We start from the raw sequence: 14215 nt of genomic DNA on the forward strand, positions 1-14215 counted from the left end.
AAGAGCTCGACACAAAGACCGCAAAGTCGGCTGGGCACGTTAGATGTATGACAACGTCCACCATGTCCATCGAGCCGGCCGCCAGTGCGGCGGGCCCTGGTTCGGAAACGAGATTGCGTCATCCGCGGCTGGGCGACGGTGCCCAGCTGTGGCGGATCGCCCGCGATTCGCAGGTACTCGACGTCAATTCCAGCTACGCGTACCTGCTGTGGTGCCGCGATTTCAGCGCGACCTCGCTGGTCGCGGAAATTGATGGTCAGCCCGTCGGGTTCGTCATCGGATATGTGCGTCCGGAAGCTCCGGACACGCTGTTCGTCTGGCAGATCGCCGTCGACGCGCAATGCCGTGGCCGCGGCCTGGCCGGCGCCATCCTGCACGCGCTGCTCGATTCGGTAGCACAGGCGGGCATCACCACGCTGGAAACCACGATCTCACCCGGAAACACGGCCTCACATGCGCTGTTCTCCGCGGTGGCCAGGGAACGCGGTGCCGATTTGCGCACCGAGGACCTATTCGAAGAAAACGATTTCCCCGATTCACACGAGGCCGAGCTGCTGTATGTGATTTCACCGGCTCAGCGCCAGGAGGAACGACGATGATCACGACCACCGACACCAGCATTTTCGAGGCAATGGAATCGAATGTGCGCGGATACTGCCGTGACTGGCCGGCCATCTTCAGTACCGCCGAAGGCGCCTGGTTGCGCGACGAGCAGGGCCGCGAATACCTCGACTTCTTCGCAGGCGCAGGCGCGTTGAACTATGGACACAACAACCCGATTCTGAAAAAGGCGCTGCTCGACTACATCGGCAGCAATGGCATCACCCACGGTCTGGATATGTCGACCGTGGCCAAACGCGAATTGCTCGAGACCATCCGCGACAATCTGCTGTCGCCGCGTGGGCTCGACTACAAGGTGCAGTTCCCTGGCCCGACGGGCGCGAACGCCGTCGAGGCCGCGCTCAAGCTGGCCCGCAAGGTCACCGGTCGCAAGACCATCTTGAGTTTCACCAACGCCTTCCACGGCATGACCCTCGGCGCGCTGTCGGTCACCGGCAACGCCGCCAAGCGGGCCGGTGCCGGTGTGCCGCTCGAGCACTCCACCCCGATGCCCTACGACGGCTACTTCGACAACACCATCGAGGACTTCGGCTGGATGCAGCGCGTCCTCGACGACAGCTCCTCGGGTTTCGATCGTCCCGCCGCGGTGATCGTGGAGACCGTGCAGGGCGAGGGCGGCGTCAACCTGGCCCGCGCCGAATGGCTGCGCCACCTGGCCGGACTGTGTGCCGCGCGCGACATCCTGCTCATCGTCGACGATGTGCAGATGGGTTGCGGTCGCACCGGCCCGTTCTTCTCCTTCGAGATCGCCGGTATCACCCCCGACATCGTGACGCTGTCCAAGTCGATCGGCGGCTACGGACTGCCGATGGCGCTGGTGCTGCTCAAGCCCGAGCACGACCAGTGGGCGCCCGGTGAGCACAACGGCACCTTCCGCGGCAACAACCCTGCCTTCGTCACCGCGACCGCCGCCCTGCGCGAGTACTGGACCGACGACAAGCTCGCCCAGCGCACCGCCGAGAACGGCGCCTACGTCGGCCGCACGCTGAGCGCGGTCGCGCAGCGGCACGCCGGGGTGACCACCCGTGGCCGCGGCATGGTGCACGGCATCGTCTTCGACGACCCGTCGCAGGCGGGCAAGGTGTGCCGCACCGCGTTCGAACAGGGTCTGCTGGTGGAGACCTCGGGTTCGATGGACGAGGTCGTGAAGCTGCTGCCGCCGTTGACGCTGGGTACCGACGAACTCGATCAGGGCCTGTCGGTGCTGGTCTCCTCGATCGACACCGTCTGTGGTGGTGCCGCATGATCGTGCGCACCACCGAAGAGATCACCGGCACCGAACGCGATGTGGCAGGGCCGGGCTGGCGTAGCAAGCGGATCGTGCTCGGCGGCGACAGGGTCGGGTTCTCCTTCCACGAGACGACGATCGAGGCAGGCACCGTCCACGAGTTCCACTACCAGAATCACGTGGAGGCGGTGTGGTTGGTCGAGGGTGAGGGCAGTTTGCTCGATCTCGACAATCAGACGGTCTACCCGCTGGGGCCGGGCTCGATGTACCTGCTCGACGGCCACGAACGCCATCAGGTCACTGCCCGCACTCAGTTGCGAATGCTGTGTGTTTTCAACCCGCCGGTTACCGGCCGCGAGGTACACGATGAGAACGGGGTGTATCCGCTGATTATCGAGGAGGATGCCGCCAGTGCCTGATCAGCTCGACCGCTACCCGACCCGGCTGTCCGAACCTGCCCCGCATATCGAACGCACCGATCCGACAGTGTGGGGCACGCTGAGCTCACCCGAGCTGGCCGGTTTCGACACGAACGGCTTCGCGACGATTCCCGACCTGCTCAGCCCCGACGAGGTGGCCGCGTTCGGCGCCGAGGTCGGCCACCTCGCGGGCGACCCGCTGCTCTACGGGGACGAGCGGGTGATCGTGGAACCCGTCGCGGGGCAGGTGCGTTCGGTGTTCCAGGTGCATCAGCTCAGTAAACCGATCGCGGACCTGGTCGCCGAGTCGCGGATCGCCTGCCTCGCCGAGCAGATCCTCGGTTCGGCGGTGTACCTGCATCAGACCAGGGTGAACTACATGCCCGGTTTCGGTGGTAGCGGTTTCGGCTGGCATTCCGATTTCGAGACCTGGCACGCCGAGGACGGCATGCCCGCCCCGCGCGCGGTGAGTCTGTCGATCGCGTTGACCGACAACTACCCGTTCAACGGCAGCCTGATGTTGATGCCCGGTTCGCACCGCACCTTCGTGCCGTGCCTGGGCGAGACGCCGAGCGGTCACTATCGGGAGTCGTTGCGCGAGCAGCGGATCGGAATCCCGACGGCGGACGACATCACGTTCCTCGCCGCCCGCTACGGCATCACCCAGTTCACCGGGCGGGCCGGTTCGGCGCTGTTGTTCGACTCCAACATGATGCACGGTTCGTCGAACAACATCACCCCGTTCCCGCGCTCGAACATCTTCCTGGTGTTCAACAGCGTGGACAACGCACTGACGGAGCCCTTCGCGGCACCTCATCGCCGCCCGCGACACATCGCCGCCCGCGACTTCACCCCGCTGCGTGAAGTCCCGTCGGAAACTGTTGCCGTACTGGCGGATCAGGTGCCCTAGGGCTGTTCGGACAATGCGGAGAGGGAGGCCGCCGCCCGCGGATCGTCGTGGGCGGCGGCCTTCCACCATTGTTCGGCGGCGGCGCGCTCGCCCTGCCGCAGGAGCAGGGTGCCCAGGTCGTAGGCGGCCCCGCTGTGGCCCGCCTGTGCGGCCTGGGTCCACAGTGCGCGGGCCGAATCGTGTTCACCGCGTTCGTGCATGGCGGTTCCGAGATCGTGGAGGGCGCCGCCGACACCTTGGTTGGTTGGTTGCGGGAGAGTCGGTGGGTCAGCGGGTGCGATGGTGACGGGCGGCGGGGGATTCACGGTGGGGGATTCGGGTCCGGTGGAAACCACCGGGGGAGTTGCTTCGGCATGGCCGGTCGGCTCGGCTGACCTGGCGGGTGGGATGGGGTTGGCCGGTTGGGCCGGGCCCGTGCTGAGCTCGACGACGAGTTCGTTGAAATCGGGTGTACCGGGCCCGGTGCTGCACCACAGCGTCGATGCCCCGTCGGGGAGCAGGTCGACGACCATCCCGTAGTTGCCCGTCCAGGACTGATGGGTGCCCGACTCGGCCACCCAGACGGGTGTGAGCGTGAACAGCGCGTCGGGTGCGTCCGCTGTCACCGAGATGTCGATGCCTCCGGCGAGGGCTTCGTACCAGATGTCGACGCCCGCCAGCGATTTCCCGTTCAGATTCACGTGCCCGTCATGGACGGAGAGTCCTAGACCGAGGCCCGTCACGTCCTCGGGCGCCATGACGGACAGCGCACGCAGATGCACCGCCGTCGTCCCGGCGGGTAGCGCCTCGGTATACATCGGATACACCGCCGCACCACACCATTCGATCGGATCGGCGCCGTGGTAGCGCTGATCGAGCGGCACCGGTTCGCCAGGGCGTTGCGCGCCGGGATCATTCATCGGTGGCACCCACACTTTCCGCTGTCGAACCCCCTCGCGGTGCCAGACGGTCCGCGGTTGCGCGCTACACCGTACTCGCCTCTACGCGCAGCCGTGGCTGATTCTCGGCTACATCGCCGCTGATTGCAACAACGCCCCGGCGACTCCTGTCGACCGGGTCCGGAACTGTGTGTCCGGATGTCGGGCAAGGGAATTCGCCGGGGCGTAACCAGACTGATCGGGCGTGGGTGTCAGACGGCGACCGACTCGCCGATCTCCTCCTCGACCGTGGCAGCCGCGATCGGCTTCGGCGCGTGGCGTGCCTCGTGCCTGCCCGCCACCACGACGAGCGCAACGCCGACCGCCAACCAGGCGAACAGGCCGAACAGGCGGGCGCCGAATCCGGCACCACCGTCGAAGTAGAGCAGGTTGCGCAGGCCTTCGACGAAGTCGGCGCCGTTCCAGAACGAGTGCAGCGCACCGAAGAAGCCGTTCTGGAGTTCGGGCCCGTAGACGCCGCCGGAGGTGGTGAAGTTCAGCATCACGAACAGGGTGATCAGGGCCAGGGTGGTCCAGCGCTTCAAGAAGGTGTGCAGGCCGATGCCGATTCCGATGATGCCCGAGGTGTAGAGCCAGGCAATGCCGAACACGCTCGCGAAGTCGCTGTCGATCACGCCGAAGACCGGACCTGCCACGAGAACGCCGATGAGGCTGACGGCCAGCGCCGTCACCACACCGACCGCGGCGCGCACCCGCATCCGCAACATCGCGCCCGCGGCGCCGATCACGGCGACACTGCCGTACGCGCCGACGCTCAACGCGACCAGCAGGAAGAAGATGCCCTGACCCGTCGGATCACCATCGGCCTTGGTTGTCACATCGGTGATCACCAGTGGCACACCCTGATGATCGGACACCGACCGGAAGGCCACCTCCGCGGCCATCGCGCTGGTATCGGAGCTCGCGGTGGCGACGAGCAGTTCCGGCTTGACGGCGTCGGGCACGTAGGCGCCGATGAGTTCGCGGTTCTGTAGCGCGCTGACGGCCGCTGCGCGATCGGGCACGGTGACCATGTCGAGGCCGGAGCCGCCCTTGTCCTTCATCGTCTGCGCCAGCACCATCGTCTGCGGGGAGTCGCCGACGACAGCGAGCGCCAGATTGTTCGGCTCGGGCTGATGGAACGCGCCCAGGTAGGCGAAGGCCATACCGAGGCACATCAGTAGCGGTGTCAACAGGTGTCCGGCGATATGCCGGAACTGTGTGCGAGTCATCGAGGAGAATCTCCAAACAGTTGGTAAATGCAACTATATATGGTTGTAGGATACAACCATGAACGCGCGGGACACAAGAACCCAGGCTGTCGACACGATCCAGCGGGAACTCACCGCCTTCGCCCGGCGGGCCCGGGGCCGTGCCGCCGAACTGCACCCCGAGCTGAGCTTGGTCGCTTACAGCATTCTCGACCTAATCCTCGAACGCGACGGATGCCTGGCCACCGACCTGGCCGAACAGTTCCTGCTCGACAAGTCCACCGTCAGCAGGCAGGTCGCCGCGCTAGAGCAGCTCGGCTACCTCGAACGTGCCGTCGATCCCGGCAATCGGCGCAATCACCTCCTGCACGCCACCCCCGCGGGCCGAACGGTCGCCCGAGAGGCCGAACGCCGCCGTCGCGAGGCCTTCCAGGCGCGTTTCGCCGACTGGCCCGACGAGGACGTCGCGGCCATGGCCGGTTACCTGACCCGCTACAACCGGGGCGACTGACCAACCCGGCATTCAACGCGGGCGGTCTGTCGGTGGGCATCCACCTGGCTATTGCGCGCGTCACTCCCGCCGATGGGCGGTGCCCCGTTGACGCACGCGAGTCGGTATAGTCGCCGCGGATGAGTAGTGACACCACCCACCCCGTGCAAGAGCGTTCCCCACGCCCGATCAATCGAGCATGGTGGCTGGTGCCGGTATTGCTCACCATTGTTTCGGTCGTCTGTGTCAGAACGCCGCTGTGGCCCTTCGAACGCTATTCCGGTGGGTTCATCGATCTCCAGGTCTACCGTCTCGGCATCGAGGCGATGCGCGACGGCGCCGATCTGTACGGCCAGCTGCCCAAGACCACCGCCGGTATCGGCCTGCCCTTCATCTACCCGCCGTTCGCGGCCATCGCGCTCGCGCCGTTCGCGCTGCTGCCGTGGGGCACGGCGAAGATCCTCTACGTCGTGGTGTCGATCGCCGCCGTCGCTTGGACGCTGTATCTGGTCGCCCGCCGTTACTACCCGGACCGCAAGCAGGCCGCCCTGCTGGTCACCGCCTGCGCGGTCCCGTTGGCGATGCTGCTGGAGCCGGTCCGCTCGACCATCGACTTCGGCCAGGTCAATCTCCTGCTGATGGTGCTGGTCGCCACCGACTGCCTGCTGCCGAAAACCCGCTACCCCCGCGGCATGCTGATCGGCCTGGCCGCCGCCATCAAACTCACGCCCGCCGCCTTCGTTCTCTACTTCCTGGTCCGCAAGGACTACAAGGCCGCCGCGACCGCCGCGGGCACCGGTGCGATCGCCACCATCGCGTCCTTCGCCTTCCTGCCCACCGAATCCACCCGCTACTGGTTCGGTGGCCTCGGCAATGTCTCGGGCCTGAGCGGCTCGGCCTTCCACACCAATCAGTCGATCCAGGCCGTCATGGCCCGCCTCCACATCACCGGGCTCCCCTTCGACGCCCTGTGGCTCGTGCTGGGTGCCCTGCTGCTGGTCCTCGTCGTCGCCGCGATGCGCAAGGCCGCCGACGCCCCCGTGATCGCGCTGTCCCTCAACGCGGTCTTCACGCTGCTGCTGTCGCCGATCTCGTGGTCGCATCACTGGGTCTGGATCGCGCCCGCGTTGCTCGCGATGGTCTGCCACGCCCGCACTCTGCCCGTCAGCAGTGCGCGAGGCTGGTATGCCACGGCCGTCGTCGTCGCCGCGGTCTTCGTGATCGCACCGCACAGTTTCCTGCCCGATGGTGAGCACCGCGAGACCTCATGGACGTGGGATCAGCACATCATCGGCGACACCTATGTATGGCTGGCTGTTGGGCTCGTTGTGCTGTTCCTCGTCACCGGACGTCGGTCGGCGCGGACCGTGGCGGCGCCGACGGCGGTCGAGGAGCCCGCGCGCGTCGCTTAGATCGGTTCGAGACGCCACCGGCGACGACTGATCATTCGAATCCGGCGGCTTCCTCCCGTGTCGGGCGGTGACCGACGGCCGCCGGGAGCCGGGTTGTGATTCCGTCGGGGTTCGCGATCTCGGCCAGCTGCCGAAGGTTCGAGTCCAGCCCCGACTGGATGGCGTGCCGAAGCACCACGGCATCGGCATCGCGCAACACCGTGCCGTGCAGACCGGTTCGAAGGGTGGCGCGCGATCCTTCTCCCAGGTGCTCGAGTTCCGCGGTGAAGGTGACCGCGATACCGGCCACCGCGCTGCATGTCATCGTCCAACTTCGGGCCGGGTGGAATTCGGTGACGGCCAAACGCAGGTCGTGGAGCATGTGGAACAGCTGGACCTGCGCGGCGAGCTCGTCGCCGGCATCGACTCGATCTGTTCGCGGGCCGGTCCAGGCGTGTAGTTCGGACATCCAGGCGGCGATCTCGTGCGGCTGGGACAGGATGTCCCACAGCCTTTCCGGCGGAACGGGCAGGGCGACCGCACCGCTGACCAGCACGTAGTCCACGCCGGAGGAAGGGGAGGGGTCAGGCGTTATCAACCGATCGGTCTGTCGCCTGCGATTGCTCCGCTGGGCCATGATCCCCCACTCATCGCCGACACGGCGTGCGGTGTTCGCACGTCGATCTTGTCCCGAACGGCGTGTCAGAGACGCTAGCCGACCGCCACGAAATGTCCATCCGGATGGGGGATCTCGCGAGTGACACCAGATCGGCACCGGGTTCTTCGTGGAAAGTCACCATCGCCCCACGTGCGGTCCACAGGGGGCGATGGTTCGTGGGCTGGGTCAGACGGGGAGAGCGGCTTCGCGTTGGAGTTCGAGGGCGATGTCGATGAGCTGGTCTTCTTGGCCGCCGACGAGTTTGCGTTCGCCCGCGCGGACGAGCATCTGCGCGGCGGAGACACCGTAGCGTTCGGCCTGGCGTTCGGCGTGCTTGAGGAAGCTCGAGTAGACGCCCGCGTAGCCCATCATCAGGGCTTGGCGGTCGAGGAGGCATTCCTGCGGCATGGCAGGGCGGACGACGTCCTCGGCGGCGTCGGCGATGGCGAAGAAATCGACACCGGTGGTGATGCCGAGTTTGTCGGCGACACCGACGAACGCTTCGACCGGGGTGTTGCCCGCGCCCGCGCCGAAACGGCGGGTGGAGCCGTCGATCTGGGTGGCGCCCGCGCGGATGGCGTAGACGGAGTTCGCGACGGCCAGGCCGAGGTTTTCGTGGCCGTGGAACCCGACTTGGGCGTCGGTGCCGAGTTCGGCGACGACAGCGGCGACGCGGTCGGAGACCTGTTCGAGGACAAGGGCTCCGGCGGAGTCGACGATGTAGACGCAGTGGCAGCCGGCGTCGGCCATGATCCGGGCTTGCTGTGCCAGGATCTCCGGCGGCTGGGTGTGCGACATCATCAAGAACCCGACGGTTTCCAGGCCGAGGTCGCGGGCGAATCCGAAGTGCTGGATGGAGACATCGGCTTCGGTGCAGTGGGTCGCGATCCGGCAGATCGAGGCGCCGTTGTCCTGGGAGATCTTGATGTCTTCTTTCACGCCGACGCCGGGCAGCATGAGGAACGCGATCTTGGCGTTCGCGGCTGTCTCGGCGGCGATCGTGATGAGTTCCTGCTCGGGGGTTTTGGAGAACCCGTAGTTGAACGAGGATCCACCCAGGCCGTCACCGTGGGTGACTTCGATGACGGGCACACCGGCACCGTCGAGGGCGGCGACGATGTCACGGACCTCGGTGGCGGTGAATTGGTGGCGTTTGTGGTGGGAGCCGTCACGCAGGGAGGTGTCGGTGATCCGAATGTCGAGTTCGGCAGAGAATGGCATGGTCGAGTCTCCTTACGCCCGGCTCGGCGGCGGCGGCCGCAGGGCCTCGGGGGTGATGGTGTCGAGGGCTGATGAATCGGTCATGGTCACACTCGCGTCGACAGGATCTGTTCGGCCACGACCTCACCGACGCGAGTCGCGGCCGCGGTCATGATGTCGAGGTTGCCCGCGTAGGGCGGCAAGAAGTCGCCGGCGCCTTCGACCTCGACGAATACCGAAACTTTCGCCAGCCCGCCGGAAACGACCGAGGGCTCGTCGAACTGCGGTTCGTTGAGCAGGCGATAGCCGGGCACATACTGCTGGATGTCGGCCACCATCTGATGGATCGATGCGGTGATCGCGTCATGGTCGGCGTCGTCGGGAATGGCGCAGAAGATGGTGTCGCGCATGATCATCGGCGGTTCGGCCGGGTTCAAGATGATGATCGCCTTGCCGCGCTGAGCACCACCGATGGTTTCCACGCCACGGCTGGTGGTCTTGGTGAACTCGTCGATATTCGCCCGAGTACCCGGGCCTGCGGAGTTCGATGAGACCGAGGCGACGATTTCGGCATAGGGGACGGGCACGACGCGGGAGACGGCGGCGACGATCGGGATGGTGGCCTGTCCGCCGCAGGTGATCATGTTGACGTTCGGCGCTTCCAGCAGCGAGGCCAGGTTGACCGGCGGCACGACAGCCGGGCCGACCGCGGCAGGGGTGAGGTCGATGGCGCGGATGCCGAGTTCGGCGTATCGGGGTGCGGCGGCGCGGTGGACGTAGGCCGAGGTGGCTTCGAAGACCATGTCGGGTTTGGTGTCCTGGGCGAGGAGCCAGTCGACGCCCTCGGCGGAGGTTTCCAGGCCGAGCCCGCGGGCGCGTTTCAAGCCTTCGCTGTCGGGGTCGATGCCGATCATCCAGCGGGGCTCGATGGATTCCGAGCGCAGGAGTTTGTAGAGCAGGTCGGTGCTGATATTGCCGGATCCGACGATCGCGGCGGTGACGGTACCGTGGGACACGGTCGGCCTCCTCGAGGAATAGCGGCCCGAACAGGCCGGCGGATGTGGGGTCGGCTCAGGTGAACGACAAGCGGACGGAGCCGAGTCCGGTGAAGTCGGCGAGGAAATCGTCGCCGGGACGGGCGTCGATAGCCCGGGTGCAGGAACCGGGCAACACGATGTCACCGGCTTCGAGCCGCACCCCGAAGGTCGCGACCTTGCGGGCGAGCCAGGCCACCGCGATCACCGGATCGCCCAGGACCGCGTCGCTGCGGCCTTCGGCGATGACTTCACCGTTACGGGTGAGCACGGCGTCGATGGCGGTGATGTCGATGTCGGCGGGGGCGACGCGTTGCTTGCCGAGCACCCACCCGGCCGAGGAGGCGTTGTCGGAGATGGTGTCGGCCAGGCCGATCTTCCAGTCGGTGATCCGGGAGTCGATCAACTCGATCGACGGCACATAGGCGACGGTCGCGGCCAACACGTCGGCTTCGGTGCAGTCCTCGCCGGGCAGATCGGCGCCGAGGATGAACCCGACCTCGACCTCCACCCGGGGCAGCAGGAACTTCGAGGTGTCGACGGGGACGTCCTCGTAGACCTCCATGTCGGCGAGCAGGTGACCGTAGTCGGGCTCGTCGACGCCCATCATCTGTTGCATCGCCAGCGACGACAGCCCCACCTTGTGCCCGACCACCTTCCCGCCGTCATCGAGCCTGCGCCGGATATTGAGCAGCTGGATCTCGTACGCGTCCACCACATCGATGTCCGGATACCGGTCCACGATGGGAGACACGGCCACCCGATCCAGCTCCGCCCGCGCCAGTTCGGCGGCGAGCTCGGCGCGCATGCCGGTTGTCAGCATCCTGGCTCCCTCTTCTCTTCTGGTGATACCACCCCATGCTCGTCGTCGAGACCGTGCGCGGGGCCGGGCCCTCCCGCTGGATGGACAGGAAATTGCATGGCCCGGCCGGGGATCGCCGCACACGCGGCCACCAGCACGACGGTCATCGCCGCGATGGTCGCGAACACGAGATGTACTGCGGCCGACAGTGACTGCGGCGTCGGCACACCCGCATCACCGAGGCGCGCGTTGACAACCGCACCGAACGCGGCGACCCCCACCGCGCTGCCGAGCGACCGCGCGAACATATTCGCCGAGGTGACGACGCCGCGTTCGGTCCACTGCGCGCTCGTCTGCGCCGCGATGAGCGTGGGTGTGGCCACCAACCCCATGCCGGCGCCGACCACGAAACACGAGGCGGCGACCTGCCACAGTGCCGAGTTCTCGTCGAGCATCAGAGTCGTCGCCGCGCCGATCGCCGCGACGGTACTGCCGAGGACGGCGCACGTACGAAACCCGAAGCGCAGGTATATCTTTCCGGCCTGAGCGGCCGCCAACGGCCAGCCGAGAGTGAGCGCGCCGGTGACGAGTCCCGCGACCAGGGCGCTCGTACCGAGCACACCCTGATTGAACATCGGCGCATACGTCGTGAACCCGAACAGCAGCGCCCCGCCCAGCATGGCGGCCACACAGCTCGCGATCACCACCCGCCGGGTGAACACCCACAGCGGAAGAATCGGGTGCGTGGCTCGCGCTTCGACAACCACGAACAGCGCGAGCGACAGTGCGGCGCAGCCGAAGACCGCGAGGCCGACCGGCGATCGCCACGCCCAGGCGTTCCCGCCCTCGAGCAGCCCGAGCACCAGTGCCCCCGCGCCGAGGGTGAGCAGTGCCGCACCCGCGTAGTCGACGCTGCGGTGTCGCCGGGGCACGGACTCGTGGAAATTGCGGACCAGCATCCACCCGGCGAGCGCGGCCAGCGGCAGGTTGACCAGGAAGATCCACCGCCAGCCCAGGTAGTCGGCGCAGATGCCACCGAGCAGTGGGCCGGTCACCGACGCCACCGCCCACACGCCGGCCAGATACCCCTGGACAGTGGCACGTTCGGCCAGCGTGTACAGATCACCGGCGATGACCATGGTCGTCGGCTGAATCGCACCGGCACCGATGCCCTGGACAGCGCGGAACACGATCAGGGCGAGCATGCTGCTCGCCAGCCCGCACAGCAGCGAGCCGATCGCGAATACCGCGATGCCGAACAGCATCACCGGCTTGCGACCGAACGAGTCGGCCAGCGCGCCGTAGATCGGCACGGTGACCGCCTGGGCGAGCAGATAGCTCGTGAACAGCCACGGGAACAGGGTGAAATCGCCGAGACTGTCGGTGATCGACAGCACCGCGGTCGCCAGGATCGTCGAATCGAGCGCGACGAGTCCGGTGGCGAGCATCAGCGAGGCGAGTACCGGCCCACGGTCCGAGCCGAATCCGACCTCGGATCGTGCGGTATCGGTTGCCACAGCACACCTCTCGGCTCAGAAACGGATACGGACCTGATCGGAGCGCGGACGGGCCTGGCAGGCCAGGGCGTACCCGGCGTCGATGTCCTCCTGATCGAGGATCGACGCGTTGGTCATCGTGACCTCACCGTCGACGACGGTGCACGCGCACGAACCGCATTCGCCTTCGCGGCAGGAATAGGGGACATCGAGTCCGTCGGCGAGCATCACGTCGACGAGGGTGCGCGAGCGTGGCCAGCTCAGCGCGTGCACCGCACCGTCGAGTTCCACCTCCACGTGCGCGGCGTCCTCGGTGTCGACGAGGTCGAGTGGCTCGGGCTCGGCGAAGGGATCACCCGACAGCGAGACGAACACCTCGGTGGTGACGCGCTCGCGCGGCCACCCGGCGCCGGACAGCGTCTCGGTCACCGCCGACATGAACGGGCCGGGCCCGCACACGAACGACTCGAAGGCCGAATACGGTGCGGCGAACTCGGCCAACTGGGTCGTGGTGGGTAGGCCTTGGAGCGATTCGAGCCAGTGCGCCACGGTAATTCGACCCGGATATCGAGCGAGGAGGTCGCGGAGGGCATCGGCGAAGATGACCGATTCCCGCTCGCGATTGGCGTAGAACAGGACCACCCGGCCCGTGCCGTGCGCCAGGGCGGACCGCAGAATCGACATCACCGGCGTGATACCGCTACCAGCGGCCCACAACAGCAGATCGGCGTCGAGGGAGGTCGGGGTGAAGGTTCCTTGCGGCGGCAGCACGTCGAGGGTGTCGCCGACGGAGACGTTGTCACACAACCAATTCGAGCCATAGCCGCCGGCCGTGCGCTTCACCGTGACCTGCGGCGGATCACCCGTGAACGGCGAACTCGCCAGCGAGTAGCAGCGCGCCACCGGGGCGGTCCGCTCGCTCGGGATACGCACGGTGAGGAACTGGCCCGGCCGGTAGGCGAAACGGTCGGCGACCGCATCGGGCACATCGAACACCAGCGAGCGCGCGTCCGCGGTCTCCTCGATCACCGCCGACACCCGCAGCGTCACCACCCGCGAGCCACGCGGAACGTCGACAGTCGCCCTCGTCACTGGTGTCCTCCTCGATCACAGAACCGGCGTTGCGGAACAACCGTCGCAGGCCCGTCGCCGCCGCGGAGCCCATGGCTCCCGGTGGCCGGGACATCGCCGCGCACTGCCCGCTGACCGGGAAGACCAGGGCAGATGCGCTGGGCGCGAACCCTAGCGTCGAGCTCGTGGACACCAGATTCTCCGGGGGCACCCGATGAACCGCATGCACAACACCGTCGCGCTGGTGACCGGCGCGGCCGGGGGAATGGGCCGCGCCCATTGCCGTCGGCTGGCCGAGGAAGGCGCCGACATCATCGCACTCGACATCGAGGCCGCCGCGGCCGAATTGGCCGAGACAGCACGCGAAGTCGAGACGACAGGTCGCCTGTGCGTCACCGGCGTCGCCGACGTACGCGATCAAGCATCCATGGACGCGGCGGTCGCCGATGGCGTCGCCGCACTGGGCCGCCTCGATGTGATCGTGGCCAACGCGGGCATCTACAGCGACCTCGGCCTGTCCTGGGAGCTGTCGGACCAGGCCTGGCAACGCACCATCGACATCAACCTCACCGGCATGTGGCACACCGTGCGCGCGGCCGTTGCGGCCCTGAGCGACGGCGGCTCGGTCGTGATCGTGAGCTCCACCAACGGCATCGTCGGCGCGGCGGGCGCCCCGCCCAACACGGGGCGCCAGAACGCCGCGGGGGGCGAGGCGCGCACCCCGGCCAACCCGGACCGCCCCCGCCGGGACGCGGGGAAACCGGGTG

The 14215-nt window shown here is 67.2% G+C and carries 15 protein-coding genes; 7 read left to right on the forward strand and 8 right to left on the reverse strand.

What is annotated here, in order from left to right; genetic code table 11:
* The first annotated feature begins 47 nt into the window (after nt 1-47).
* Genes ectA through thpD form a run of 4 tightly spaced genes read left to right on the forward strand, consistent with a single transcriptional unit; the run spans nt 48 to nt 3178 of the window.
* Nucleotides 48-599: a diaminobutyrate acetyltransferase gene (gene ectA / locus ACFXKN_RS25650; protein WP_378951638.1), complete on the forward strand. Its 552-nt coding sequence runs from the start codon at nt 48-50 to the stop codon at nt 597-599.
* Nucleotides 599-1867: a diaminobutyrate--2-oxoglutarate transaminase gene (gene ectB, locus ACFXKN_RS25655; protein ID WP_378952041.1), complete on the forward strand. Its 1269-nt coding sequence runs from the start codon at nt 599-601 to the stop codon at nt 1865-1867. Before ectA ends, ectB begins: the two co-directional genes overlap by 1 nt.
* Complete coding sequence (locus tag ACFXKN_RS25660; RefSeq protein WP_378951635.1) at nt 1864-2268, forward strand: ectoine synthase; 405 nt, start codon at nt 1864-1866, stop codon at nt 2266-2268. Before ectB ends, ACFXKN_RS25660 begins: the two co-directional genes overlap by 4 nt.
* The gene (gene thpD, locus ACFXKN_RS25665; protein WP_378951632.1) at nt 2252-3178 is read left to right on the forward strand and encodes an ectoine hydroxylase; all 927 of its coding nucleotides are present in this window, start codon (nt 2252-2254) and stop codon (nt 3176-3178) included. The genes ACFXKN_RS25660 and thpD overlap by 17 nt, the downstream gene beginning before the upstream one ends.
* Here thpD and ACFXKN_RS25670 read toward each other — a convergent pair.
* The gene (locus ACFXKN_RS25670) at nt 3175-4077 is read right to left on the reverse strand and encodes a hypothetical protein (RefSeq protein WP_378951629.1); all 903 of its coding nucleotides are present in this window, start codon (nt 4075-4077) and stop codon (nt 3175-3177) included. The genes thpD and ACFXKN_RS25670 overlap by 4 nt on opposite strands.
* A gap of 230 nt (nt 4078-4307) precedes the next feature.
* Complete coding sequence (locus ACFXKN_RS25675) at nt 4308-5327, reverse strand: hypothetical protein (RefSeq protein WP_378951626.1); 1020 nt, start codon at nt 5325-5327, stop codon at nt 4308-4310.
* A 58-nt stretch (nt 5328-5385) separates the two neighbouring features.
* On the opposite strand from ACFXKN_RS25675, the gene ACFXKN_RS25680 reads away from it, so the two are divergent.
* Both ACFXKN_RS25680 and ACFXKN_RS25685 read left to right on the forward strand, forming a co-directional pair.
* Nucleotides 5386-5817 carry a MarR family winged helix-turn-helix transcriptional regulator gene (locus ACFXKN_RS25680; RefSeq protein WP_378951623.1) on the forward strand — a complete coding sequence of 144 codons (432 nt, stop codon included), beginning with the start codon at nt 5386-5388 and terminating at the stop codon, nt 5815-5817.
* Nucleotides 5818-5936: 119 nt separating this feature from the next.
* Complete coding sequence (locus tag ACFXKN_RS25685; protein WP_378951620.1) at nt 5937-7208, forward strand: glycosyltransferase 87 family protein; 1272 nt, start codon at nt 5937-5939, stop codon at nt 7206-7208.
* Nucleotides 7209-7239: 31 nt separating this feature from the next.
* On the opposite strand, the gene ACFXKN_RS25690 is transcribed toward ACFXKN_RS25685, so the two are convergent.
* From ACFXKN_RS25690 to ACFXKN_RS25715, 6 genes are all read right to left on the reverse strand, one after another.
* Nucleotides 7240-7752 carry an SRPBCC family protein gene (locus tag ACFXKN_RS25690; RefSeq protein ID WP_378951617.1) on the reverse strand — a complete coding sequence of 171 codons (513 nt, stop codon included), beginning with the start codon at nt 7750-7752 and terminating at the stop codon, nt 7240-7242.
* A 279-nt stretch (nt 7753-8031) separates the two neighbouring features.
* Nucleotides 8032-9066: a 4-hydroxy-2-oxovalerate aldolase gene (gene dmpG / locus ACFXKN_RS25695; protein ID WP_378951614.1), complete on the reverse strand. Its 1035-nt coding sequence runs from the start codon at nt 9064-9066 to the stop codon at nt 8032-8034.
* 86 nt (nt 9067-9152) lie between these two features.
* The gene (locus tag ACFXKN_RS25700; RefSeq protein ID WP_378951611.1) at nt 9153-10061 is read right to left on the reverse strand and encodes an acetaldehyde dehydrogenase (acetylating); all 909 of its coding nucleotides are present in this window, start codon (nt 10059-10061) and stop codon (nt 9153-9155) included.
* A gap of 55 nt (nt 10062-10116) precedes the next feature.
* Nucleotides 10117-10902, reverse strand: coding sequence for a 2-keto-4-pentenoate hydratase (locus ACFXKN_RS25705; RefSeq protein ID WP_378951608.1), 786 nt, complete (start codon nt 10900-10902; stop codon nt 10117-10119).
* Nucleotides 10896-12398 (reverse strand): MDR family MFS transporter, encoded by a 1503-nt coding sequence (locus ACFXKN_RS25710; protein ID WP_378951605.1) that lies wholly within the window; start codon nt 12396-12398, stop codon nt 10896-10898. Before ACFXKN_RS25710 ends, ACFXKN_RS25705 begins: the two co-directional genes overlap by 7 nt.
* A 15-nt stretch (nt 12399-12413) precedes the next feature.
* Nucleotides 12414-13469, reverse strand: coding sequence for a 2Fe-2S iron-sulfur cluster-binding protein (locus ACFXKN_RS25715; protein WP_378951602.1), 1056 nt, complete (start codon nt 13467-13469; stop codon nt 12414-12416).
* 193 nt (nt 13470-13662) lie between these two features.
* Here ACFXKN_RS25715 and ACFXKN_RS25720 point away from each other — a divergent pair.
* Nucleotides 13663-14215 (forward strand): SDR family NAD(P)-dependent oxidoreductase (locus tag ACFXKN_RS25720; RefSeq protein ID WP_379433988.1); only part of this gene is annotated, 553 nt, incomplete at its 3' end.

The organism is Nocardia sp. NPDC059195 (genome assembly GCF_042754695.1).
Lineage (GTDB): Bacteria > Actinomycetota > Actinomycetes > Mycobacteriales > Mycobacteriaceae > Nocardia.